This is a genomic window from Bacillus sp. HNG (assembly GCF_003400205.1).
In the GTDB taxonomy this organism is placed as follows: Bacteria; Bacillota; Bacilli; order Bacillales; family Bacillaceae_L; genus Ferdinandcohnia.
Genome location: NZ_QUQV01000001.1, coordinates 1 through 24,719, shown reverse-complemented (window position 1 = coordinate 24,719; position 24,719 = coordinate 1). Strand labels below are relative to the sequence as shown.

The following is a 24,719-nucleotide window of genomic DNA, read 5'->3' as shown; positions in this document are numbered from 1 at the left end:
TTTTTCTTAAATGTTTATTGAATAGGTTCATTTTCCATTGGTATTCGAACTTCAAAGATGGTCTGGATTAAACTGCTTTTTGCTGTAATCAATCCATTATGCTGTTCCACAATATTCTTTGCAATGAACAAACCAAGACCAGTGCTATCTTCTCGATGAGTTCGTGCTTTGTCTCCGGTATAGAACATATCAAAGATATGTGGCAAATCATCAGCTGGGATACTGTCTCCATAATTCACAACTTGAACAACCACTTCATCTTCATCTATAAAACCGTTAACATCAACGTACTGGCCATCATATCCATAACGAATGGCATTAGTCAAAAGATTTTCAAACACACGTGCAAGCAAATCCCCATCACCCAAAATCAGTAACTGAGACGTACAATTCATCCGAGCCTTTAAATGATTCTTTTCGAAGACAGGATACAATTCTTCGTTTAATTGATGAAGTAGGTCCGCTACATTTATTTTCTTTTTGTGGACTGGAAGCATTCCATAATTCATTCTTGTAATTTCGAATAACTCTTCAATTAACCTTTCTAAACGTTGAGATTTCGTAAAAGCAATCGATAAAAAATGCCTGAATTGTTCTTTAGTCAAGCCTTCATCCTTAAGGAGCAAGTCCAAATATCCTAAAATAGAGGTAAGTGGAGTGCGCAAGTCATGAGCTAAATTTACGACCAATTGATCCTTACTGCTTTCTGAAAAATCTCCTCTTTGAATTGCTTCTTGTAATTTTTCACTTGCCAAATTAATATCACGTGCAATGTCCCCAAATTCATCATTTGAACGGATATGTACCTTGTGGTTAAAATCTCCTCGGGCAAGGAAGTGAATCCCGTTTGAAATCTCATTAAAATAAGTAGAATAAGGCTTAGTAAGGAAAAAGAAAAAAACGAATGAAAGCAAAATAAAGATAATAAAAAAGAGAGTAAAGTCTCCGAATTTAGCTATAGCTAATCGATACTGAGCCAAAGGTTCACCATATTGGACATTCGTATGATAATAATATTGCAGAACTTTAAAGAGTATATACGTGATAAGACCAGAAAGTAACATACTTAAACCTAATAACATTAGCATCTTAGAACGAAAATTGAACACCATTTTAGCCATTGAATGAATACCCTACTCCCCATACTGTCTTAATCCATTTGTCCTTCCGTTTATCTTCTTCAAGTTTTTTCCTAAGTGTACGGATATGAACCATAACGGTATTCCCACCTTCATAATACGCTTCGCCCCATACACGTTGAAAAATATGTTCCACACTAAATACTTTCTTTGGATGGCTCGCAAGTAAGTACAAAATATCAAACTCTTTCGGTGTAAGCTCAATGCTTTTATCATATAAAGTAACTGTGCGTTGATCAGGAGAAATAACTAATCCACCATATTCCACACTGGTAGTATGATTTGTATTTGGTTTATACTGATTAAGCTTCATGAATCGCCTGAGCTGAGCATTTACACGAGCAACCAATTCGATTGGGGTGAATGGTTTCGTCATATAATCATCTGCTCCAATGACTAGTCCCTGTACTTTATCAAAGTCTGATGCTTTCGCACTTAGAAAAATGATTGGCATATTATGTTTTTCGCGAATGCGACGGGTTACTTCAAATCCATCCATTTTTGGCATCATAATATCTAAAATAAGTAAATCGATTGGTTGATTCTCCACAACACGAACAGCCTCTTCCCCATCTGATACTCTAAAACATTTGTATCCTTCTTTTTCTAAATGGATCGCTACCAAATCCGCAATTTCCTTCTCATCATCCGCAACTAATACCGAAATATCTTTCATCTTCCCACTCCTATGTAAAATGAACATAATCTAATTTCCATTTTCTATTTATCTATTTTAAAGGTCATATTGTTAAACATATGTTAATACGGATAAATCCAAAAAAAGTTCCTAAAAAAAACCATCAAATGATGGTCTTATTTTTCAATTCGCTTTGAGTAGCTTTTTACTTTTAGACTAATGATTTTTGTGTTTGTTAAGCATTTCCTTTAAGTATTCTTCGGATTCTCCTTTTGGGATGCTGAGGCTCTCCCAAGAACCATCTTTTATTTGCTTACCAATATAAACAATCTGACCGACATGATAAGCGTAATGGGCCACTTGCCTTTCAATGGCCTCTATAACCAAATGACGCTCTCCACGAATATAAATATGTTTTAATAAATCTTGTTCACTTAAATTAGTTAGTGTATTAATTAAGACTTCCCACCCTTTATCCCAGACAGTTATTAACTCTGATTTCGAGGATATATCATCTAAAAATTCCCCATCACGCTTTCTATATGGTTTTTCCCCGTCTGATGTTAAAAAGTCAGTCCATCTAGAAACCATATTACCGCTTAAATGCTTTACTATGATTGCAACACTATTGGACTCGTTATTATAGGCCCAATGGATTTCCTCTTCCGATAACTGAGTCATTGTCTTCTCTCCAAGGGTTTTTACATCTTTAAATCTTTCAATGACAATTCTCAAATATTCGCTTCCAAGATTCACGGTCATCCCCTCCAGATTTAAAAAACAGTTTCCTTTATATATTTTACAAACTTGGACCCACCCACAAAAAAATTTCCAGGTTATTCAAGTTATGTCCCAAAGTTTCCAAACAACATCATACTTATAACAATAATAAATAAGATAACTAATCCGAACATACCAAGAGTTGAAATGGATAAAGCAATTGTTTTTAATCGTCCTTTCACACTAAATAGTGCAGTAATGAATGAACCTAGCAAAAGACCTAATAATAACAACAGGTCTAAAGATTCAGGTAAACGATCCAATACATGAGGAAAAATAAATGCTAATAATACAAAAATCACAATCAAAACCAATGAAATGTATCCAAGATATTTTTTCATCAAATCAGCCACACTCTCAATTAAAAATAAATATGTAAGTAACCCTCAAATTTTGGTATTACCTTCGTTTACTTCGTCGAATAATCTCAAAGGTTTTCTGGGTCGAAATGATTGATAAAACAGCCAAAAGAAGGAAACCGATTAGTAGAGTAAATAAGCCCGTTACCTCATCGTGAGGTAAGAAATAGGTAAAAATAAATTTATATATTTCTAGATATATGAAAAAAAATACGATAGCGGTGATTAGAAACAATATTCTTTTCATCATTGTTAATATCCACACCGCCCTATCCCTTTTTCTAAATATTAACACAACATATTATGTAAGTAATCTACTCGTTCGAACATTTTTTCTAAAAAGGAAGTTCACCTTTACAAGGGCGCTAATTTGTATGTTAATAACCGTAAATGTGCTTATAAACATAGTTATAAAACGGAATAGAGGTGCAAATGAGTTTCCTATTTACACCTCTAAAAGATATTCTTAGTATCTCTTTTGAACTCGCTAATCCGTTTATCCATCTCGAAAAATTTCTTCAAAAAAAGTGGCTAATATTAATGTCATGGTTTGACTCATTATCATAGAATAGTAGAAGGAGAGTGATTAAAGGATATTAACTTCAACTAATAACGCAAGTAAAACTTGAAGTAAAAGTTGGACGTTCACAGCAACTTGTGTGTCAGTTGTTGTAACATTAACATTTCTTGAGTTTTCGATGACAGTCTTTTGGCGAGAAATCTGTCTGTTTCTAGATGCTTGTAGTAATTCCTGAGTCACTCTCTGAGCTTGTGAGCTATCAGCAATTGAAATACTTACAACTACAGCAATTGCAGCTTGTAAAGCAGCCTGTAAATTTAATGCCGCCTTTGTATCTGTAGTTGTTACAGTAACGTCACATGAATCTTTAATAAAAATTAATTCCTCATTAAACTGTAAATTATCTGCAGCCTGAGTCGCCTCTTGAACGATTTCTTCATTGTTAATATTGCATGGGTGTTCAGAACTTGGATCCAATGCAGACCATTTATTTTGATCTGCAGTGTTGAAACGATAAGTTTCTTGGTTCATAATCATTTTCCTCCTTGATTTTTTAATTAATTTGAAAGGTTATTAAGTTATTTCAATTTACGATTTTGACCTGTTGATTTGTTTGTTACAACTGATTTATAAACTTTTGGTCTATTTGTATTTGTATCTTCAACCATTCCTGTATCTGGATTTACATCATTTTCTGTTAAAGTTGTTTGTGTGTTATTCAAAAATTGTTGAGTTTGCTCTTGTAATTTTCGAATTGTATTTCGAAGTTCTTGTTTTTGATTCCTTGAAAGATTAGGTGTACTTAATTGAACGCCATGTTTATTTAAAATATTTTTAACAAGCATGTTTGTGAGTTTTTGCTGCGAATCTTGTAAGTCTTTTGGATTTACCCCCATTCTCAACCCTCCTTTAATCAATTACACAATGCTACTATATGTAAATGTCACGTTTAGTGTATAAGTCATACGTGGAATTTCCTTATATTTATCCTAATTAGGTATTTGTACAGACATAATGAATGACATTTAACATTCACTAAAAATTAGGGTTAAGTGAAATGTCTTTTGCTATTTGAACGGGGTAAATTCACTAAAAGTAAGCCTTAAGCTGTTCTTACGTAATTGCTCTAAATGAAAATAAGCGATAATCCTTCTCGGACTATCGCACCATTCGTAAAAAGTGGTTGTTGTGTAAAATGCATTATTCTTTTACAGAGCAAGCTTACTTAACTTTTATTTACAGTCTTTCGCCGTTCAATAAGATTAGCCACAGAATACGAAATCATTAAAGCCACACCTACTAGGAGAGCGATAAAGAAACCTAGCATGCCTACCGCCCCGACCCATCCAATCGTGAATGTAAGAAAAAATAATACATAACAAAAACCAACCAGAATAATCGCAATCGGAACATTATATGGAAAGAGGCGTTTCCAACCTCTTGCTAATAAAGCTGAAATGATCAGTATGGCAATCGAGATCATAATATGCAACGATCCCCATCGGAATCCTGCACGAGACTGCGCATCTTCTCCCATTATAGGTGTATGGTTAAGGTCATAGAGAGTGGTGTAAGCTGTAATAATCGCCGTAACTATTGCAAGTATGAAAATTGTCCAGTTTATAGCTTTTATGTATTCTTTTTTGTTCATTTGATCCCTCCTACCCGTTCTTATTCAACAAAAGGATATTAATTTCCTTTATTATCCACACCCAAAATTATTCTGTACCTTTCTCTTTTACTTTTATATTTCTGGGATATCAATTGATTTGATTTATAAATTCTTCGGGATCATCTTTTATCCCGGCGGTTAAGCTGTTTTTTCCATATCCTATATTTCTGTGAATTTAAAAAATATACATGTATATCTTTAGGTTAATAAGTTAACTTTAAAAATGGCTCATTTCTAATAGATTTTTGCTTTTAAAACATAGGGTGATTTCCGCTCCTGGTACTCGCTTTCCGCGGGCGATCCGCAAGCCTCCTCGCTTCACTGCGGGGTCTCGCTTGGCTCGCATTCCCGCAGGAGTCTCGTACCATCCGCAGAAATCACAGGAAGCTCAATAATTTCTAACTTCCTTCGCACAATATTATCCAAATACCCCAAATAAGAACTCTTATTATACGAGTTCATAAGGTTGTGGTAAAATGAACCATAATCTATTGGAGGGATAAACGTGGATTACCTTTCTGTTATATCGTTTTTGGGTGCAGCCATCGTTCTTACGATTATGCCAGGACCAGATAACTTATTCACATTGGCACAAAGTATAGCTAAAGGAAAAAATGCAGGGATTTTTACAACACTTGGGCTTTGCACAGGATTATTGGTACATATTACAGCTGCAACCATAGGAATTTCAGCTGTTATTTACAAATCGGCTTTTGCATTCACCTTCGTAAAATACGCAGGAGCAGCATACTTATTATTCTTAGCATTTAAGTCTTTCAGAGAAAAAGCATCGAGTTTTAACCTTCACAATGAGGACACCTTAGACTATAAATCTTTGTACAAAAAAGGGGTTATTATGAATCTATTAAACCCAAAAGTTTCATTGTTTTTCCTTGCATTCTTCCCACAGTTCATTAATTATGAGAATGGGCATGTTTCCATTCAAATGCTTATTTATGGAATCCTCTTTTTAGCGCAAACGTTAGTCATTTTTTCTTTAATTAGTATATTTGCTGGCAAAGTAGGTTATTTCTTACGTAAAAATCCAGCCTTCTCTAAAAAGATTAACTATATTCAAGGGTCTCTCTTCACCCTTATCGGATTAAAAATGGCCTTTAGCCAAAAATGACCCTTCATTAAGCGAAGAAAACCTTGTTCTACTATTAGGACGGGGTTTTCTTAACGAGAATATTTGTTTAACCACATTATTCCTTTTTATCACAAAGCCTTACCCATAATCACATATGGAGAATCATTTTTACTTGGTATAAACGGTTCCTTAACAACCACCCATCCCAATCTTTGATACAAACTACGGGCAGAACGATTATTTACTTGAGTCGTTAGAACAGTGGTCTTATTCGTTACTTCCTTTAGTAATTCATGAATGAGAATTGTACCGTAACCCTGGTTTCTATGGGTAGGATGCACAGCTAATTCAACAAACTCAAAACAATCTTCAAGCCATTTCTCATACGCAATTGGCCCAAGTTCATTTGCGAGTATATCGTGATAATATTGACCTGATCGTGATATATAACCATAAGAAAATCCTATAATTCCCTCATCATCTGACTTCATTAGATATCCCCTAAATCCGTCGTAATTTATATGTTTTTTCAATCGTTCGATTATAGATTGATTCCACACTTCTCTATATAGACCATCAATGGCTACCAGTAAGTGTCCATCTCTATCTATTTTTACAACCCTTACCACCTTTTTCCCTCCATCTATTTTTCTTATAAAATTATACTTCGCGTTGTTCAATTGGCATTTTAATAATCACTAAATAATCGTTTCTAATACCTTTTACTCTATTATCTAATGACCTGAACTATTTGGGCTACATGATTGGAATAGAATGATTTTGTTCAAGCCTCATTCTATAATGGTTCATTATCCTTATCTGTTCTTCAGTTAGCTTCTCTTTATTCCAGTACATATGCATTAAACTGTATTCAAATATCTCCTTTAGTTTAATAAATAGGGGTAGTCTCTCTAGCATTTCCGAGGATATGTCATTTTCCTCTAAGTATCCTTCTATGATTGCTTTTGTGATTTGACGTCCATACTCAACAATGCTACCTCTACCAACAAACGAATACTCTAACGCACTATAAATGGGAACTGCTAAATCAAATATATAAAAATGTTTCTCACAATCTTGAAAATCAACCATTCCTAAATTGAAACCATTATCAACCAATATATTTTCTAACCATAAATCGCCATGTAACAATCCATAATTCGTATCATTTTTCGGGATATTTTTTATGGTTAACAAAACATCTTTTGCAAGATCTCTTATCGCCACTTCTTCTTTAGGAATATATTTGAGAAAGGCGTATTCCTCGTTATCATGCCAATCATTAATATATCTAACTGTATGTAGCCTTTCATACTTCTTCGATAAACGATGTAATTTACCTATTTGTCGACCCAATTCTTTTAATACGTTTGCATTCCATTGATTTCTTGGGAGATGTACACCAGGAACTGGTTTATAAAGAACTGTTAACATTTCTTTGTTACCAAGAATTATCTTTTCTACAACGTTACCATTTAAAGACGAGATTGTTGGAGATACGCCCAATCCCTCTTTATGTAGGAAATTTGTATAATTCACTTCTTCTAACTGTTCATCAAAACTTTTATAGTTTGTAATTCTCGCAAAATAATAACCGTCATCAGAAGTACACCGAAACATCTCGTTTGTTACCGATTCAACTTTTATTAAATTTACAGGATAAAATTTGTTAAGTAGTTCAAGTATTTCTTGTACCAAAATCATTCTCCCTCTCTCCACATTTTCAACATCCTCTTGCTAAATAACTTCTGCAAAAATAGCGCCAATACTTTTACTCGGATCAACTAACCATTAGTACAATAGAAATAAAGACATCCTTTTTAAGGATGCCCATTCATTTTTAAAAACTCATTCATATCAGAAATTACACATTTTAATAATTCAATAGATTTAATTGGTTCTTTATCCAGCTCTAAGCCATGATTTCCACCATCTAGTACTTTTAATGTAAGATTATGATTATTTTTCAATCTTTCAAAACGTTCCTCAATGAAACAATGATCTTTATCTCCTATAATACAAAGTCCCTTATTATCACAATTGGCCATAGTCTTAAAAACCTCATCATTTTGTAATATGGGAGTCAACCATACAACTTTTGCATCTTTGAACCTTGTATTATTTAAAAGATCACTTAAAGCTTTTGTTCCTATTGATTTAGCCACAATATAATAATTACTATAATTTTTATTTTTTATTGCATTGTCAATTGCAAGTTGTACATTTCTTTTGAAATCTTCAATCCTGAGATCAGATAATTCTTGCCGATTGTAAGAATAATTAATATGTAAAACATCAAAGCCTTTCGTATAGAATAACCCTGTGGTAAAGTGTAACAATGGAGCCTGCGTTGTGTAACCAGCCCCTGGTAAGACAATAACCAAATTATTTACTTCTTGTTTTTGTTCAATCAATCTAAATGGGATATTTTTCGAACCAAGAACTTCCTTATTCGTCTCCATTTTCTCACTCCCTATGGTTTTCTACTTGTGTATTCTTCACTATAAGCAAAAATTCCTTCTTCAAAAATGACTGCTTATAGATATCATAGCTTTTCATTCTCTTCATTAAAAGCTTCGATACCAAAACTCAGTTCCCTTGTTATGAATGTTTTCTAATGTGTGTAAAAAATAAAAAATAAGAATCATTTATTACAGGTGCATATAAACATGGATGCATCTTGATTCATAAAAATACGAGTTCCTTGATAGAATGTCTTTATTTCAATTGATTTAAATCCGCCCTCTGATAATCTTTTTTCCAACTCATTGTGTAAAAACCCGTTATGTACTTTTGGATGATTTATTTGATTGTTCTTATCAAAATCAATAATAATTAGTTTGCCGCCATCATTCAGAATACGGAACAGTTCTTGTAAAATTTTGTCTGTGTCCGGAATATGAAGAAGGACAAGTGATAGTAAAATGATGTCAGCCTTAAGTTCAGGAGTTTCCTGAGTAAAATCTGAATAAAGTACGTTGGCGTTGGTGATTCCTTTTTGAGAGATTTTAGCTTTCGCAACCTCCAGCATTTGTTTTGACGAATCTACCAACAAAATGGAATCGACTAGGTCTGATATTTCTAAACTGATTAGACCCGTTCCACTTCCATAGTCTATTAACGATTTTGATTTCTCATTTTGTAAATTTGGTCTTACTACCTCAACAATCACTTTAGCGAGTTCAATTCTTTCTTTTGTGTCATATCGATTTGCCAAATCCTCAAAAACGTTATTTTCCATTTTTTAAACTCCTATAATATTATTTCAATCAAGGTAAGTATTTTTCTGTAATTAAAATGGCCTTTTCATCTACAATATGGAAAGTAAATAAACGATGATACTCGTTTATTTTGGTCTGTAATTCTTCTACCAATACTTTTTCTGAATTTAAACCATCTAATGTGTAATTGAGAACTTCATTACTTAGCGTAATATCTATATATCCTTTCTTTTCGATTCGAAAATTATTGGAGGAATTATTATCATCCAACATTTCTATTAATTGAACACGTAAGGTGTTTTTAGACTGGTGACTTTGGGTCTCTTCGATGTATCCTAGTTTTACTTCCAATTCAGGAATATGATTTATTATATGTTCCAATTGAAGTAACCGGATTTCAAATTGTCCATATACGTCATTATTATAAGTTGAATCTGAACTACTTAAACTCTGAAACTCCATCTGCATTTTTTCAAGTTCATTTATCCGTTTTTCCAGATGTAATAATTTATCATCATTTATTATACTAGCGTTATTTACTTTCTGGATATTCTCTGATTTCATGCAGCCTGCTACAAAAAAAAGAAACAAAACAAAGAGTAAATTTGTTTTGTTCATTCAATTCCCTCCTCGTAAATGAAAACTATAATACACCGAAAGTTTTATCCTGCAAATATCAAAATATCATGATTTCAGTATTTTTTTAAATATTCTGAATTACTTTTCCGTAACTATCATTCATCCTTGAAATCATATTTAAAAGTGGATAGATCTTTTAATTCATGGTTTTCATAATTCAAAAGATATATAAGACAACCTTTCTCATTTGACAGAATATATTACATAATTCTTATGTTGAATGTCTACTAGCTTAATTGAACTGAAATCGACATTCTCACGGTATATTCTAATTAGATGCCCAAAGGAATTGAAGGCGTGATGATGTTATAAATTTTCATTTACATTTTCTTGTTCAATAACATTATCCTGACTTATTTTTAGGGAGTAAATCAGTTATTTGGTTATTCCAAACAGTACACCTAACTAATAATATGGTAAAAGGTAATAGTAAGTACCTGCCCAATAATATCACCTATCTTCTCGTTTCAACCTTTGGTTTTATTTAATAAGAACTCTGTGAGAGTATAAACAGTAATCTTCATTTATGTTTATATCTAGTGTCTTCCATCTTATAATTTGAAGTTGTACTGTTCTGTACGTTTGGTGTATTTGAATTATAATTGTTTTTCTTTCGTCTCCAATCCATAAATAAAGCAAGCACCAAAATTCCTAAAATCAAAATGATAACCCACCACATATCTTTTTCTCCCCTTTCTGTTAAACGTTACTGCAATGATAGCTCACTACCTTCAACAAAAGTTGTCAAATGAAAAACGCGAACCCGCTCATGCAGGAAAATGGTCAGCGTATTAAACCATACTTTTTAGAAAGTCAATTTTTTTACGATCTTTGTTATTATTTCTATCAGCTCGGTAACTGTCGTTCGATGAAGACTCGTAAACGGAAAGATATTGCTTAGGATTTAGCAAATAATACTTTACCTCTCCTTTTTGATGTAATTCTAATTCCTCTAATGGTACTCCTGCAAAATCAGTTAATGTGTCAATAATACCAAATTCAACGGATAAACCTTCCTTAGAAAACTCATGCTCATGCAAATCAATTAGGGTATATCCCATGGCATTCATGATATTCATAATTTTATCCCAGTTAAATATAGATAGTTCAGGTGGTACCTCCCAGCCTCTTCTATCACCAGGTACATGAATATCTAAGTCTTGGGCATTCCAACTTTTTCCTGTAACGATTTCTAAACCAACTGACCCCATGAGCAATGGAATAATTTCAATATCGTTTAGTCTTTTTGCAATTTCAATAAACTCATTAAACTTGTTAGTACCCATTTGTCCCCCACTTTCCTTTGATTACTCCCTTTTATCATCCACAAACCAGCATTTTTCGTAAAATACCGCATAAAATCGCGAAACATCTACACGATGAATTTTGTAAACCAAGCTATATATCTTGCTCCCCAAATGAACAAAAATTGAGCAAGTATTGTACCAAGAAACCTTGAAGTTACCATCATTAACGACATCGTCTTTAATTTATTGTAACTCCCACGTTGATTAACAACATCGTCTGCTATTACAGATAATTTAGGGTCTATAAAGATAACCAAAAGGATTGTTGCAATCCCATTTATTAAACCTGATGCCATAATGGCGGTAGAAGCTCTTTCTGGAGCCAATAAAGCTGCATATAATGCAGATAAAACACCGATGGTATAGATAGCTGTAATTATCATATTTATAAAAAATAATCTAATGGGCATATCTTTTATTCTTGTATCCTGCAAGTAAGTAAACTTTGGTAGACTAAAATGTGTAATGCCACGCTTTATGTACTGTAGAGAAAATCCTTTTTATTAAAGAAGGTACAGAACCTCTTTCTTCTGATAAATGGATGATTGCTCTAGAAAATAAAGCAATAAAAGTTGGAAGGAGAATGATTCCAAATACTGTTCCAGCTGTTGATGCACTAATGAGTATTCGAAATTGGGCTTCAACAAAATGCAAAGCGTTCTCTTTTGGAGCATTATCAATTAAACTCCCGGTGAAAGGTTGTTGCATCATGTTTGCCAATCTCGAAACGATCACCATTATGTTAAAGAGTGATAAAGCTGAGGCAATCAGCTTAACCCTTGCACCTGATAACCTAACAGCATAAGCTAGTGTTTCAATCGAATGGATAATAAAAATAAACAATGCTATAAATAATAATTTTTCAGTTATGAACTCCATCTTGTTACCTTCTTTTTAAAATTAAACTGGTATCCTAATTTTACTATAAATATAAAAATCTCTCTTTTGTATGATTCGGGCCTTTCGTTATTTTAAAAATTGTAAAGTGTAAAAGCTTGATTTTGTCTTTTATGTCAAATAACTTATTAATCTATCAAAAGAATGGATCTCAGCATATGGTTTAATATCGGTTTCATTCTTGTACTTATGAGGATTGAACCATATGCCCTTCATATTTGCATTTTGACAACCACTAATATCCTTTACTATATCATCTCCTACGAATAATGCTTCTTCCGGTCGCACGTTAAGCTTATGTAATGCTAATTCAAATATGCGTTCGTCAGGTTTACTAAATCCAACTTCTTCAGAAATAATGATTGTATCGAAACAACGATTTAAATGAGTGTTCATTATTTTTGCTTTTTGTCTCTGTGTTGAGCCGTTTGTTACAATTCCAACCTTAACATACATCTTTAGAGTATTTACGATATGTATAGTATTTTGGTCTATAGAGAAACATTGCGGAAAATTTTCATTCCAAAAATCTTGAATGTATCTGCGAGGCAATCTAACTTTTGGAGGGTATGCATCAAAAAAAGATTCCAACACTTTTGTTTTATCACTATCGCCATAGCTTCTTTTATCATATTCTTCGAATGATTGTAACATGTCGTTTTTTGTTGGCTGTTTCGTAGCCCCATAACACTTTTCTAAAATCATTAGAAACATTTTTTCTACTGCCTTATCCCTATTAAGTAAGGTATCATCTAAATCAAATAGCATTGCCTTATAACCTCTCAAATAAATTCACAACCTTTCTCACTTTTATATTATCATAATATTCCAAGTTTTTCCAAAAAAAAAAAAAAAAAAAGAAAGACCATCATTGATGATCTTTGCAGAATCTAAGTCATTTGAAGTTACTGTTTTTATTTATGTATAACATAGATTGCGCTACTTGATTCAATAGCTAACTTCATTTAATAGTAATACATGTAGTATTCCCAATCACTCATTACTCTTTTGTGTTCGCTTTTTCACGGATTCTCCGGCAATCCCCCAATGTTCTGGAGGCATTTCATTGATCATAATACGGACATTTTCAATTGGAGACTCTAATACTTCTGATACTAATATAGACACTTCTCGAATTAATCGTTCTTTTTTCTCTGGCGAACGCCCTTCAAGAATATTTATCTGAACGAATGGCATGATTGAAACTCCTTTCTTCAATATATAACTTAATAGTTTGCGAGGTTATAAGTAACCATAACAACTAACGTCATACATATTAATTATTTGAAATTGTATGGGTTTATGATCTCCAAATGAAAATTTGTCTTTTTACGATTCGTTTTCCTTTATTTCACTTTAACTGATGATCGATCAGGTGTCCCATATATGAAATATTCTTGAGGGAGTGGTGAACCATACCAAATGATCCCCTTATCCAATTCTTCCTCTTTCCAGGTAATTGTTTTCCAATCTGGATCCAATATTAAGTAACCGGAATCTCCAAATAACTCGACACGGTTTCCACCCGGCTCAAAAACATACATAAAGTATGCCTGACTTATCCCGTGTTTTCCAGGACCAGCTTCGATTTCTATACCGTTTTCAACGAGTAAATCTGCTAGGTCCATTAAATGTTGAGGATATCCATACCAATAAGCAACATGATGGAATCTTCCTTTTTCACCACTTTGGTCCCCCATAAGCGCTATTTCATGTACTAGTGGGCTAACACTCATCCATGCACCCATCTCAGCCCCATCATTCATGATAATATTTTCACGAAGCTTAAAACCTAATTCGTCTGCCATGAACTGTTTATTTTGTGTGACATTTCCACACATTAAATTAATATGATCTAAACGCCTTGCTGGAATTCCGATATTCGGTCTCTTTTGTGGGCGACTCTTCAGCATTGTCTTTTGATCTTCTGGAGCTCGGTAATACTCAACATTCCAAAGAATTTCCATATTATGCCCATCAGGTGTTTGGAATTGATATGCAGCCCCATGTCCAAGGTCTCCTTCAATCCAGCCCTTCCCATATCCACTTTTTTCAAGGGATTGAACTCTTTGATACAATGCAGCTTCAGAGCTAGCCCTCCAGGCAGTATGTGCCATACCCGCTTCCTTTGCTTCTGTAATTTTCAACGTATGATGATAGAAATCTTCATAGGCCCTTAAATAAACAGACTGCCCTTCTCTTGCACTAATCTGCAAGCCAAGATAATCTGTAAAAAACTTAAGTGTCTCTTCAGGCTTTGGAGAATACAGTTCTACATGAGCTAATTGGGCTACATCAAAATTTGACATAATAAAACCTCCTGGTTATAAAAATATTTTATTAAAAAATACATATATCTGTTCATCATGTAGCTCATCATACACACTTGAAATTAAACGGGCGTACTCTGTGACTTCCTTACCTTCTATTCTATTACCAAAAAAGCCCCCCTTATATGAATACAAGATAGATATTTAAACCGTTTACAATTACTTATTATAGAATTATCTTACACAATATTAAGAATATATTCAATTATCAATTATTATGATAGTTTGTAATTTTATATTCTATAAAAGTTTACACAAAAAAAAACGGGTAGTATCCCGCTGTTCATATATTTCAATACTATTATTTTTTCATCAAAGGTTTAGCTTTTCTTTTATACTTTCAATGATGACGTTAATGCAACCCTTTTCAGTGTCTATGTACTCTCCAAAGTCATTTTCATTGTAGGCTTCCAAACATTTCTCCGTTTGTTGAAAACACCAATTTCCTTCTTCCTCACCACGGTGCCTTAACCGATCAAAAATAGTTTCTTTACTTGCTGTTAAACAAAAGTGATACGTTTGCTCATCAATACTTTTGAACCCATTAAAAATGTAATGAAAATAATCAGGTTTTCGAATCGTCATTGGTACCAAAAGATTCATCTTATATTTTGAGTTTATACGTTTTGCCACCTCAACAGTTAATTCTCTCCATAAATACAAATCTTGAAAATCGCCTGTCGCAGCCTCGAATCTCTTTATTTCTTCTGGAACCACATTTCGTAACATAAACCCAATTTCTTCTGGGTCATATACCATACTATTTTTTATTTCTTTCTGAAGTTCATTTGCAATTGTAGTTTTCCCAACACCAAAGGCTCCGTTTATCATTATGATCATTTTGTTCCCCTTTCAAAGAAACTTACTCAGCTAGCAAAATGATGTCACATCTGTTTATTTCATATCTTTTTTAACAGGTAAATGCAGGACATAATTCGAGTCTACACCTTTATATGGATTATAAACTTCAAAGCCAATGAGATCCGCTTCTTCATATCCCTCGCTCGTAAACCATTGATAAAGAAACTGATAGGGATTAATATCATCAGTCTTTGGATTAAATTCTAGTACAGCATATTGATGGGCGGAAATGGTTATAGACGTCATCTCTTTTGGGATATCTTCATCAGTTGTTACTTCTACACCAACAATCCAAGTAAACTCATCTTTTTCAGGGTTAAAATTTGGTGGGTCAACAAAAATACCATAAGAGATTGTTTCATCCATTCTGTTTTTGATCTCACCGATTCTAGAAGAATGGAATTCCTCAACGATATTAGGTACTTTAATGTCCTTATCCATCATGGTTGTATTACACGATATTCCAACAACTCTAAATTCCCTTTTATCTACAATTTTTGGCTTATGCTTTTCCACTAATTCCTGAAAAATATTGTTCATTTCTTCATCTCCTTTACAATTTCTATGTTTCTACTAATAAACTAGTATCTTATTTCCTATCTGCTCTGTTAGTACAAAATCAGTCACTATCATACTAACATAACATTCAAAATATTATGTAGGAATTTAAAAAAGAAAAAGCGACCATTATAATTGCTTGTTTAGGTATTGCTACCATTTAACTTATGGCCATTATTCACAAAATTTATTACATCATTACAGCCTTAATATAAACGTAAAGGATGTAAGCAACTCGAATGAGAGCTAGCCAGGGAACTTATGCACATAATCATAGAGTATATTATAAGGGCATTCAGCATTCTAGCATTATTGAATTATAGTAATGTGAGATTTACGGGTTAAATGAAGTGCTGATTTTATAACGTTGGTCCAAATTAAGATCCTTAAGATAGTTAGCAATGATGACTCCAGACAAATGATTTCAATTGGCTATCCCTACCTCCCTACCCCTTATGAAGGCTTTATTAAATAACATAAGCAAGTAAGCCCCCTTTAATTTTAAGGGGGCTTTTCTCATTCCTTCTACTTTATCTAAGTATGGCTTAGAATTATTCTAAGCTTTGCTTCATCTTTAGAAAATCTGGATTTTCTTGGATCTCTGGACCAGGATATGATAGGTACAAATATAAATCCTGATTAGGAACGTTCGTAGTGGCTTTTAATATTTGATTAGTCTCCATAGAGTAAAAATAGCGGTCACTATCATCTGATGTAAATTTAGAGCCTTCATAATCACCAAATACGTTGTTAAAGTATTTTTTATCTACTTTCATTAACAATATCCAGTCTAACTTTTTATCTTTGAAATAAAATCTTGCAAGCCCATTATAATCTAAGATTACGTCTGCCCCACTACCATCCTCTTCATCTAATGAATATTTTTCTCCTAGGCGTTCTATTACCTTATCCATTGAGTCTCCCAAAGTTATTCCATGGACATAGAAGTAACCTTTTTCATTTGAGAATATGGGTTTATGTAAGTTCAGTTCTGTTTGTTGTTTGTCGTTTTGTTTTTGTCTTTCCTGAGCTGATTCCCGATCAAATTTTTTATATCCTTCTAAATTTGGAATGAACATTTTTGTGTCAATTGGCACATTTATTTGAAGTTCTTTTGGATATAAATAGTCAACAACCTCGCCTTTACCATTATATGTTTCATATTTTAGGAGGACTCCAGAATCTTTATCAATCCAGAAACGAAAGGTTTCTGCACTGTGTTTCTCAGCTGCATACTCGTTTAAATTGCCTTTTATAACAATTGTATTGTGAGTAAGGATCTTTTCGTTCTGTATTTCAATCTCCCAGTTATCTAAACTTTTTAAGTAATTTAATGTGATTTCACGTGGGAACAGTGAACTTTGTGCTATCGGAGGTACGCTGTTTCTATATCTTCTCTCCGAATAGGTTTTTGAAACACTATCTAATGTCCACAGAGTATCTTCTTTATAGTACGTTATAGTGTTGGCCACACTATCACCTTGATTATAAGCTTCAACGCTGTAGCCACCCTTTAGTGGACTTAACCCCATTGAATATTTAACATTTGAACTCATTTTTGTACCATCATGGATTACGGTTTGAATATCATATTCACCTTTTACAGTATCAAATTTACCTGATGATAATAGTTTCTTGTACACCTCGTCTTTGGTCATGTCTTTGTAATTTTCTTCCTGAGAAGGAGGTACAATAACCTCGTTCTGTTGAATATCCTTTTCTGGGCTTGAAGTAACGTTATTTGTTTCATGCTCCCTATTAATTTGCTTTGCTTCATTTTCAGAAAAAATATCATTAATTCCTGCTATGTGATATGTACCCACTAGTAAAACAAAAGTAATTGCTGCACTAAGTATTAGATGAATTCTTTTATTAAACGACCTAGAAAAATTGGTTTGTAAAGAATTTGATTTAATAGATTTTAAAACCTTATGTTTATGTTTTTCAGTAAAGTGAATATTTTGTTCATCTGTTAGAGAATCTCTTAAAATACTTTTTAAATCCTTCAGTTTATCTTCCATTAAGATCGCCTCTCTTTAATTTTTTCTCTAATACATACCTCGCTCGATGCAATCTTGTTTTTACTGTATTTAATTTGATTTCTAACATCTCTGCAATTTCTTCAATTTTTAGTTCCTCAAAGTAATATAGAATAATAACTTCTCTTAACTTTAATGGTAAGCTCATAACCATTTCTGCCACCCATAAGTTCTCTTCTCTTTTTACATTTTCAAATTCTGCCGATTGGGCAGCAATATCTTTTTTTCCTTTAATAAGGTCAGTAAAAATTAGATGTCTATAGTGCCAACTCTTAAAAACGTCTTTACACTTATTAATCGTTATGCGGTAAATCCAGGTTTTGTACGAAGACTCATGCCTAAACGAATCCAATTTTTCATAACACTTAATAAAGACTTCTTGGGCAATATCCTCTGCCAATTGCTTATCTTTCACATATGTATAAGCCAGCATAATAACTTCTTGGCCATATTGATCCATTAACCGCGTAATTTTCTCTTCATTGTCAAGATATTCAATTGATGTATCAGGTTTCCTTTCCACTTCAATCATGTATTCGCTTCCTTTTAGGTTTTAAGTATTAGACGAAACTAATCATGTTTAGGTTCTACTAATATATAAATTTCTTTAGAAATAGCTTAAGGCCTATACTTTAGTATAAAGAAGAAACCCATACTTCAACACTGAAGTATGGGTTTGGTTAGTAAACGGGAAATCAATCGTTAGCCATCCATGAAGCGCAAAAATCAGAGCTTCACCTCAGAGAATCAAAATATACTAAGGTGTCTATATTTGTTCTTCATCCTGTCAACCAATCCATAGATCGATGAATTTGCTCTCTGTTTTTTAACGAATTAGAAGGGTCTTCTTTGGTATTGTCTTTTTTTGCAATACGAGAAGTTTATTTTCATGGTAGTTTAATAAGATTGTAAGCTATTTTATGTATTCAACGTCTAAGCTGTTTGGTGATTTATTTGTATATGAAATCCAATAATTAATCTCATTAGAGTATTTTACTTGTTTTGCATATTCCCCAAAGACTTTTACGTGATTTATGCCAGTTTCCTTTGGGACAATCACATTTACATAAATTGGGTCAGAAATAAAAGTATCACCACCGCTTAATTCTGGACCTCCAATACCTATTTCCCAATCTAATTTACCATAGTGGAACTTAATAAATCCGATATTTAATTGCTCATTTTCATTACTCTTATATATGACAACAATAAAATCTCCTTTTATGTCATAGTCGATAATTCTTTCATAATCTTTACCTTCACTGTTTTCAAGAATTTTTACGATTTCATCCTCAAGGGAAATTTCTTTAGAACATCCTAACAACAAAAATAGTAAAATTAATAGGATCACCATATATGCTCGTTTTATACTACTCAACTTATCCCCTCCCTTACTATATTTCTTAACTCTATATTCTCCAATTTATATTTAACTTCCTATTTTAAACAAATCTGCCGTTAGTACAGATACTTCTACAAAAAAGGGCACTTCTCCTTCTTTAAGGAAAGCACCCTTTAGCTTATGTACATCTTTTCACAATCTTTATTATCAATTATTTTCTAAATACACTACCACATTAATTAAATGAGATTTAACTTAATTAACTTCAATCTGTATTAAATTGGTATCGATTTTTAAACGTGATTTTAACTCATCAGTAATATTAAAGGAAAAATGTTCACCAGCTTTTGCATCGGTTTTTAAATAACCTTGTGCGGTATTAACTGTGCCATCCATTCCAGTTGGTGTCCAATTCGAAGTATCAAAGTTTAAAATATGTTCGATATAATTCCCACTAATCATTCCTTTTTCTACCCATCCAGGAGGTAAAAATTCATATCCCAAACCTTTTTGTACTAATAAAATTTCTATATTCCCAGTAGGAATAGTTACTTGTCCGTTTTTCGGAATAGATTCACCATTGATTTGCAACTCATATATAACCTGATTTCGAGAAAAATTTAGCATTTTCTCATCCGAGAAATCTTCTGTTAATTGTTTAATGACGGATACCAAATATTGATTCTGTTCATTTAGATATTCGATTTGAAATTCTAGTGATTCAATTTCATCTTTGTATTCTGAGTTACTATTCTGCTTTTCATCTGTATCAATTTCGACTACATCTACCGAACCTTGCATTTGTTGAGTATCTTCATCATTCCCGCACCCAATTAGTAGGCTAATAGTAAATAAAATCAATAATGAAATGATGATAACTTTACCTTTTTTTGTATTCTCTTCTTTCATAAAATCATCTCCTTAAATTAATCGATTATTACCATAAGCACTTATTAAACTGATAACACAAAAAAACAACTGAACATTCCACTTCATCATTCGTTCACCCCAAAATATAACGCTAATTTAACAAAACTGCACTGTTTGTAAAAAAGCGATAGTTTTCTTATTTGACAAACGCTACCTTGTATATAAAGTTTATTTACCAAAAGTCCAAATGAATAAATTTATTAGAGGTAATGGTACAAAGAATAAAATAAAGACAATATTAAAACTTATAGCAATCAACTTAGGGTATCCGCTTTTACCTAATGAGCCAAAAATAACACCCATAATAGGAGTTATAACTATTATAAGTAGATTTAACCTTATATCTATGTAGTAAACGTGTTTGTAATATATTAAGAATGCTATCAGACTAATAACAAAGAACAAATAAGAAAAAATAATATGTTTACCGATACAAACCACCTTAAAAAGTGTAATTTTACACCATTATAGCATAATTTCCGCGATTTGGAAATATATTACTTTTCATATTTTTCTTCAACTATCCTGCCCCGTTAGTACAAAAAGAAACCTACGCTTCACGATCAGAAACATGATTATTTTCTATGAAAATCTGAAAAAGAATGACAAATTTACCAAGTTGCAAAATAATTATGTTACACTAAAAAAAGGAAAAATTATGAAAGAAGGGGAATGTATAGAAAATGCAATCGAAAGCATTATTAGTATTGGGTGCGGTTGTTGTTGGAGGAAGTTTAGTCGTTGGATTCACGCACGTTGACGCACCATCGGAAGCAAAAGCGGAAACACAGACGGAAGTGAAAGTGAGTGTACCAACGCAGGAAGAAATCAATGAAATGATCGAAGATTATCCGAAGAATACACCCTTGACGCAAGAAATGTCCAACAAAGTAACGAAATACCTTGAAACAGTCGAGAAGAACGAAGAAACAAGTTTTGAATCTATGAAGAACAACCCAACGGTCACGGCGGCGGTTTTGATATATAAACAGGAAGACGAAGCATTGCAAAAGAAAATTCGTTTCAATCTTCCATCTAGTGAACTACTTCATTACTCAACGTTTGAAAAAAGTTTCTATCCACAAGACCTACTTGACCAATCAGTTGAACGGGACATTCCAATTTTAACATCCGTGAAATCAATGTCGGGAAATGTAGCATTAAATGGATTGATTGACGAAACTATTGAAGGTATAACCGAAGCACGGGCAAACGGAGACACCGAAGGATATTTTAAATCGTGGGCGAAATTGGACGCATTCCGTGACATTATTGGAGAATTATCCCGTCCAAAGGAATGGATGGACGTATCGACAAAGGGGGATTTGACTAAGCCAGACTTCCCGTTGAATGTGAAAGAATATATCCCGAATACGTTAAAACAGTGGAACGGTGAACCTGACGAAAAACTAATGCAAGTGGGATATCCGACTGAATACGATTATTATAGGAAGGCATACGGAATCCTTGCGGTAGTGGGCGACCATATTCGGGTTGAAGGTGTTGACCTTGAAAAAGATTTCCACAAGCTGCGAATGCTTGCGGCGGTTATACAAATAGAACACGACAAGCGGGTGAAACACATAAAAATTGACCCGACAAAAACGGATAAACACCCCCCAAGTGAAGCGGTTAAAAATTGGAAGCCCGTAAGTAAACGATATCATCAAGCAGTTGAATACATGAAGCAATTGTTGAACGATATCAACGTTGTGGTCAACAGGATGGGGCAACCGTTCGGTGTGTCGGAACACTTGGACGGAGATAAGGTTGACGAATTGGATTCGTTTTTAAAAGTTGACGAAGCGAGTATAAAAGAAATGTTGAAATACTTCTAAATCTCAACGGCGGCAGGGCTTCCTGTCGTTTTGTTTTATTACGGATAGTTTGTCCTTGACTTTATACTATTTCTTCTCTGGCATTTTTTTTAATTTGAACACAAAAGTGTATTATTTCTTATTCAACTAACCAGCTTCTTTAGTTGAACAACTTCACTCATTATCTCTTTCATATTTAATCCGTTTAAGGACTTCATTTGGCTTTAAGTCATATCCAGTTGCTCTTTTTCCACTCCAATTAATACTAACATTTAAACCATCCTTTTCAAGACCAGTTAACCACCTATTTATAAAATCTTCTAATGAGATTTCATGTGATTGAAATTTGCTATATGCTGGGACAGTTTTAATTATTTTCTCTGCTCTTGACTTCACAGACCAAAAAAGAATTGTTGTTTGTCCATTCAGATTTGTTGAACTAGGAAATCCTTTTTCATCTTTTACTGACCAAGCTTTTTTAAACGTAACTTACCAAGGCAATTATGGGGCAAAGTTTTGTACACCATCTATGAAAACATTACCCCACCTGTTAGAAGTAGGATCAATATTGCTGATAATATTATGACTACCTTTTTGATCTTCCTTTTTATAACAATCAAAATAATTAATGCAATAAGAACTACAAAAAACAACAATGATTACACCTTCCAAAATCTAGCAACTAGCATAAACACACTGGGAATACAAAACGAGAAAACACTCCCAAAAATTGTTCCATTGATAATTCCCTTTGTCATTCTTCATAGGATTGCGTTCTTTTTCAAAGTTTTTAACACGTGATTTTCACGTCTAATCCAACCATTCTGTTGTAACTCAGCTATTAATTTATCGTTTTCTTCAATCGCTGCATCAAGCGTGATCCAAACAGGATTAAATTCCAAATCTAGCTCATAATCATCTAATACCTGATCTACCATTTTCGGCGTTCTAATACTACATTCGAAATAGTGAGAGGTCATATGAAAAATAGCATTCGAATCAAATTCATCTACATGACATTCAACCACCATCCCAATTTTCTCTCCAACTTCACAATCTACATATCCCGTTTCTTCAGCAATTTCTCTAACCAATGCATCTATTTGACTTTCATTCTTTTCTACTCCCCCACCGGGAAACTTATAATCTCCTTTACTGTTCTGGATTAGTAATATTTTATCTTGTGAAATAATGACAGCCCGAACTGCTTCTCTATAATTTACTTTCTTTTGGGTTTGTATGTAGTACTCATTCCCTATTACTTTGTGGAACATAAATATTCCTCCCCTTATCAGTTACAATCAAGGATATAAACTATACTAGTTGATAGTAGTTCCTGAAAATCCATTCCCTAGCACACCAATAATAAATAAAATGATAAAATTCAGAAAATCAACAGGTAGAGATAATCAAGGTAGTCGCTGATGCCTTCATCCAAAAACCGCTTGTATGGTACCAACAAGCGAGTGCCAAAACCAAATACACAATAGCAATTATCAAGACCCACAATTGCCTAATGTCTTTCCCAATGAGAGATTGTAAAATTAAATAAGACATGATTAAAAGTAAGATGTATACAATACCCAATTGTTTACGAAATCTCATCTCCCCCATTACTATGGAAATTTTACCATAAAAATACAGTTCTTAATTTATTTTTTGTATGTTACCGATATAAAAATTAAGAATTAAAATAAAGAGTGAAAGAGGCACTCGTATGCAAGAAAATTTATTATTATCCTTTGCACTACTGATTTTAGCCGGTTTAATTGTTGGCTTTTTGGCGAGAAACCTTTAGAGGGAGGGACTGAAGTACAAGCAAATGGTACGGCAAAAGTCACTCCAAATGTTTATACTGTGAAAGATATTTAGATTATGTGAAAGATGAAAATGAATATGCATTTGAATATCTTATTAATGAATTTTCTAAACAAGGGATTGTCTTAACTGATATAGAGGAATATAATCGTCAAGAACACTCAAAAGCTAATGACAATTCATATATCAAATATGATGGATTTTTGAGTGTCGTTTCTGCTCTTGATGATAAGCCCAGTTTATCAAGGAGATTCTAAGTATCAAACTAACTCACTTGTTTCAGTAGATTTAACCGAATCTAATTCTTTAGATGATCCAAGTTTTTATGTAAATACAGAAGGAAGATTGGTTGTTAAAAATGAGATGTTCTTGTGATTAATTCCTAGATATAAGAAAAGTTACATAATTGAGAAGACAAACGTTGTTGAATAATATCGTTAATGAAATTGTTTATTAAATTGCAAATATAAAAGCAAACCCTAGAAACCTTGACTTATTATAGTTCTATGGTTTGTTGTTTTCATTTGTATATAGCTTCACATGAAAAGCTAGACTGGGTTTCTTTTCTATCCAAGCAGCAATCACGCCCAATTACGAAACATAATGTTATAATTATTATCTTTAGCTTGTTAAACTAAACCAGCTAATAGGATGTCAATATTTTTCTGTAAAATTATTAAACAGTTAATGATATACTAAAAATGCGCATGCCAAATAACCCTCCTCATCCATATTGGAAGGTTTTTCATGTATTACTTAATTT

At 33.1% G+C, this 24,719-nt stretch carries 26 protein-coding genes and 2 pseudogenes; 2 read left to right on the top strand and 26 right to left on the bottom strand.

Annotated features, from left to right (window positions below; all coding sequences use genetic code 11):
- Positions 1–14: 14 nt before the first annotated feature.
- The 7 genes from DZB84_RS00150 to DZB84_RS00120 form a co-directional block, all read right to left on the bottom strand.
- Positions 15–1,121 carry a sensor histidine kinase gene (locus DZB84_RS00150; protein WP_116350230.1) on the bottom strand — a complete coding sequence of 369 codons (1,107 nt, stop codon included), beginning with the start codon at positions 1,119–1,121 and terminating at the stop codon, positions 15–17.
- Positions 1,114–1,815 (bottom strand): vancomycin resistance response regulator transcription factor, VanR-F/VanR-M family, encoded by a 702-nt coding sequence (vanR, locus tag DZB84_RS00145; protein ID WP_116350229.1) that lies wholly within the window; start codon positions 1,813–1,815, stop codon positions 1,114–1,116. The genes DZB84_RS00150 and vanR overlap by 8 nt, the downstream gene beginning before the upstream one ends.
- Positions 1,816–1,992: 177 nt before the next feature.
- The gene (locus DZB84_RS00140) at positions 1,993–2,532 is read right to left on the bottom strand and encodes a DUF1572 domain-containing protein (RefSeq protein ID WP_116350228.1); all 540 of its coding nucleotides are present in this window, start codon (positions 2,530–2,532) and stop codon (positions 1,993–1,995) included.
- An 89-nt stretch (positions 2,533–2,621) separates the two neighbouring features.
- The gene (locus tag DZB84_RS00135) at positions 2,622–2,897 is read right to left on the bottom strand and encodes a histidine kinase (RefSeq protein ID WP_116350227.1); all 276 of its coding nucleotides are present in this window, start codon (positions 2,895–2,897) and stop codon (positions 2,622–2,624) included.
- Between the two features lie 604 nt (positions 2,898–3,501).
- Positions 3,502–3,966 carry a spore coat protein gene (locus tag DZB84_RS00130; RefSeq protein ID WP_116350226.1) on the bottom strand — a complete coding sequence of 155 codons (465 nt, stop codon included), beginning with the start codon at positions 3,964–3,966 and terminating at the stop codon, positions 3,502–3,504.
- 47 nt (positions 3,967–4,013) lie between these two features.
- On the bottom strand, positions 4,014–4,331 hold the full coding sequence (locus DZB84_RS00125) for a hypothetical protein (protein ID WP_116350225.1): 318 nt from the start codon (positions 4,329–4,331) through the stop codon (positions 4,014–4,016).
- 329 nt (positions 4,332–4,660) lie between these two features.
- A complete protein-coding gene (locus DZB84_RS00120) occupies positions 4,661–5,086 on the bottom strand; it encodes an RND transporter (protein WP_116350224.1) in 426 nt (141 codons plus the stop codon).
- A 526-nt stretch (positions 5,087–5,612) separates the two neighbouring features.
- On the opposite strand from DZB84_RS00120, the gene DZB84_RS00115 reads away from it, so the two are divergent.
- Positions 5,613–6,236 carry a LysE family translocator gene (locus DZB84_RS00115; protein WP_116350223.1) on the top strand — a complete coding sequence of 208 codons (624 nt, stop codon included), beginning with the start codon at positions 5,613–5,615 and terminating at the stop codon, positions 6,234–6,236.
- Positions 6,237–6,325: 89 nt separating this feature from the next.
- Here DZB84_RS00115 and DZB84_RS00110 read toward each other — a convergent pair whose 3' ends face one another.
- The 17 genes and pseudogenes from DZB84_RS00110 to DZB84_RS00030 all read right to left on the bottom strand — a co-directional run bounded on the left by DZB84_RS00110 (position 6,326) and on the right by DZB84_RS00030 (position 20,300).
- Positions 6,326–6,826 carry a GNAT family N-acetyltransferase gene (locus DZB84_RS00110; protein WP_223254350.1) on the bottom strand — a complete coding sequence of 167 codons (501 nt, stop codon included), beginning with the start codon at positions 6,824–6,826 and terminating at the stop codon, positions 6,326–6,328.
- A 127-nt stretch (positions 6,827–6,953) separates the two neighbouring features.
- Positions 6,954–7,901 carry a phosphotransferase enzyme family protein gene (locus DZB84_RS00105; RefSeq protein WP_116350222.1) on the bottom strand — a complete coding sequence of 316 codons (948 nt, stop codon included), beginning with the start codon at positions 7,899–7,901 and terminating at the stop codon, positions 6,954–6,956.
- Between the two features lie 116 nt (positions 7,902–8,017).
- On the bottom strand, positions 8,018–8,659 hold the full coding sequence (locus tag DZB84_RS00100; protein WP_116350221.1) for an alpha/beta family hydrolase: 642 nt from the start codon (positions 8,657–8,659) through the stop codon (positions 8,018–8,020).
- 182 nt (positions 8,660–8,841) lie between these two features.
- The gene (locus tag DZB84_RS00095; RefSeq protein ID WP_116350220.1) at positions 8,842–9,438 is read right to left on the bottom strand and encodes a class I SAM-dependent methyltransferase; all 597 of its coding nucleotides are present in this window, start codon (positions 9,436–9,438) and stop codon (positions 8,842–8,844) included.
- Between the two features lie 28 nt (positions 9,439–9,466).
- Positions 9,467–10,036 (bottom strand): hypothetical protein, encoded by a 570-nt coding sequence (locus DZB84_RS00090; RefSeq protein ID WP_116350219.1) that lies wholly within the window; start codon positions 10,034–10,036, stop codon positions 9,467–9,469.
- A 541-nt stretch (positions 10,037–10,577) separates the two neighbouring features.
- Complete coding sequence (locus DZB84_RS00085; RefSeq protein WP_116350218.1) at positions 10,578–10,736, bottom strand: hypothetical protein; 159 nt, start codon at positions 10,734–10,736, stop codon at positions 10,578–10,580.
- Positions 10,737–10,848: 112 nt separating this feature from the next.
- On the bottom strand, positions 10,849–11,343 hold the full coding sequence (locus DZB84_RS00080) for a phosphoribosylanthranilate isomerase (protein ID WP_116350217.1): 495 nt from the start codon (positions 11,341–11,343) through the stop codon (positions 10,849–10,851).
- 86 nt (positions 11,344–11,429) lie between these two features.
- Positions 11,430–12,243 (bottom strand): annotated as a pseudogene (locus DZB84_RS00075) (lipid II flippase Amj family protein).
- 129 nt (positions 12,244–12,372) lie between these two features.
- Positions 12,373–13,029: an HAD family hydrolase gene (locus DZB84_RS00070; RefSeq protein ID WP_116350216.1), complete on the bottom strand. Its 657-nt coding sequence runs from the start codon at positions 13,027–13,029 to the stop codon at positions 12,373–12,375.
- 225 nt (positions 13,030–13,254) lie between these two features.
- Positions 13,255–13,458: a 2-hydroxymuconate tautomerase gene (locus DZB84_RS00065; protein ID WP_116350215.1), complete on the bottom strand. Its 204-nt coding sequence runs from the start codon at positions 13,456–13,458 to the stop codon at positions 13,255–13,257.
- A gap of 149 nt (positions 13,459–13,607) precedes the next feature.
- Entirely contained in the window at positions 13,608–14,570 is a 963-nt protein-coding gene (locus DZB84_RS00060) for a catechol 2,3-dioxygenase (RefSeq protein ID WP_116350214.1), read from the bottom strand.
- A 333-nt stretch (positions 14,571–14,903) separates the two neighbouring features.
- Positions 14,904–15,431 carry an AAA family ATPase gene (locus DZB84_RS00055; RefSeq protein WP_116350213.1) on the bottom strand — a complete coding sequence of 176 codons (528 nt, stop codon included), beginning with the start codon at positions 15,429–15,431 and terminating at the stop codon, positions 14,904–14,906.
- Between the two features lie 54 nt (positions 15,432–15,485).
- Positions 15,486–15,992, bottom strand: coding sequence for a GyrI-like domain-containing protein (locus tag DZB84_RS00050; RefSeq protein ID WP_116350212.1), 507 nt, complete (start codon positions 15,990–15,992; stop codon positions 15,486–15,488).
- A gap of 569 nt (positions 15,993–16,561) precedes the next feature.
- Positions 16,562–18,031 carry a hypothetical protein gene (locus tag DZB84_RS00045; protein ID WP_116350211.1) on the bottom strand — a complete coding sequence of 490 codons (1,470 nt, stop codon included), beginning with the start codon at positions 18,029–18,031 and terminating at the stop codon, positions 16,562–16,564.
- Positions 18,021–18,581, bottom strand: coding sequence for a sigma-70 family RNA polymerase sigma factor (locus tag DZB84_RS00040; protein ID WP_116350210.1), 561 nt, complete (start codon positions 18,579–18,581; stop codon positions 18,021–18,023). Before DZB84_RS00040 ends, DZB84_RS00045 begins: the two co-directional genes overlap by 11 nt.
- A gap of 381 nt (positions 18,582–18,962) precedes the next feature.
- On the bottom strand, positions 18,963–19,427 hold the full coding sequence (locus DZB84_RS00035) for a hypothetical protein (RefSeq protein WP_116350209.1): 465 nt from the start codon (positions 19,425–19,427) through the stop codon (positions 18,963–18,965).
- A gap of 219 nt (positions 19,428–19,646) precedes the next feature.
- Entirely contained in the window at positions 19,647–20,300 is a 654-nt protein-coding gene (locus tag DZB84_RS00030; protein WP_116350208.1) for a hypothetical protein, read from the bottom strand.
- Positions 20,301–21,004: 704 nt separating this feature from the next.
- On the opposite strand from DZB84_RS00030, the gene DZB84_RS00020 reads away from it, so the two are divergent.
- Positions 21,005–22,159 (top strand): hypothetical protein, encoded by a 1,155-nt coding sequence (locus tag DZB84_RS00020; RefSeq protein WP_116350206.1) that lies wholly within the window; start codon positions 21,005–21,007, stop codon positions 22,157–22,159.
- Between the two features lie 153 nt (positions 22,160–22,312).
- Here the strand turns inward: DZB84_RS00020 and DZB84_RS00015 are convergent.
- Together DZB84_RS00015 and DZB84_RS00010 are read right to left on the bottom strand one after the other, a co-directional pair.
- A pseudogene (locus DZB84_RS00015) lies at positions 22,313–22,609 on the bottom strand (DUF2750 domain-containing protein); the annotation flags it as partial.
- A gap of 290 nt (positions 22,610–22,899) precedes the next feature.
- Positions 22,900–23,412 carry an NUDIX hydrolase gene (locus DZB84_RS00010; protein WP_116350205.1) on the bottom strand — a complete coding sequence of 171 codons (513 nt, stop codon included), beginning with the start codon at positions 23,410–23,412 and terminating at the stop codon, positions 22,900–22,902.
- Between the last annotated feature and the right edge of the window lie 1,307 nt (positions 23,413–24,719).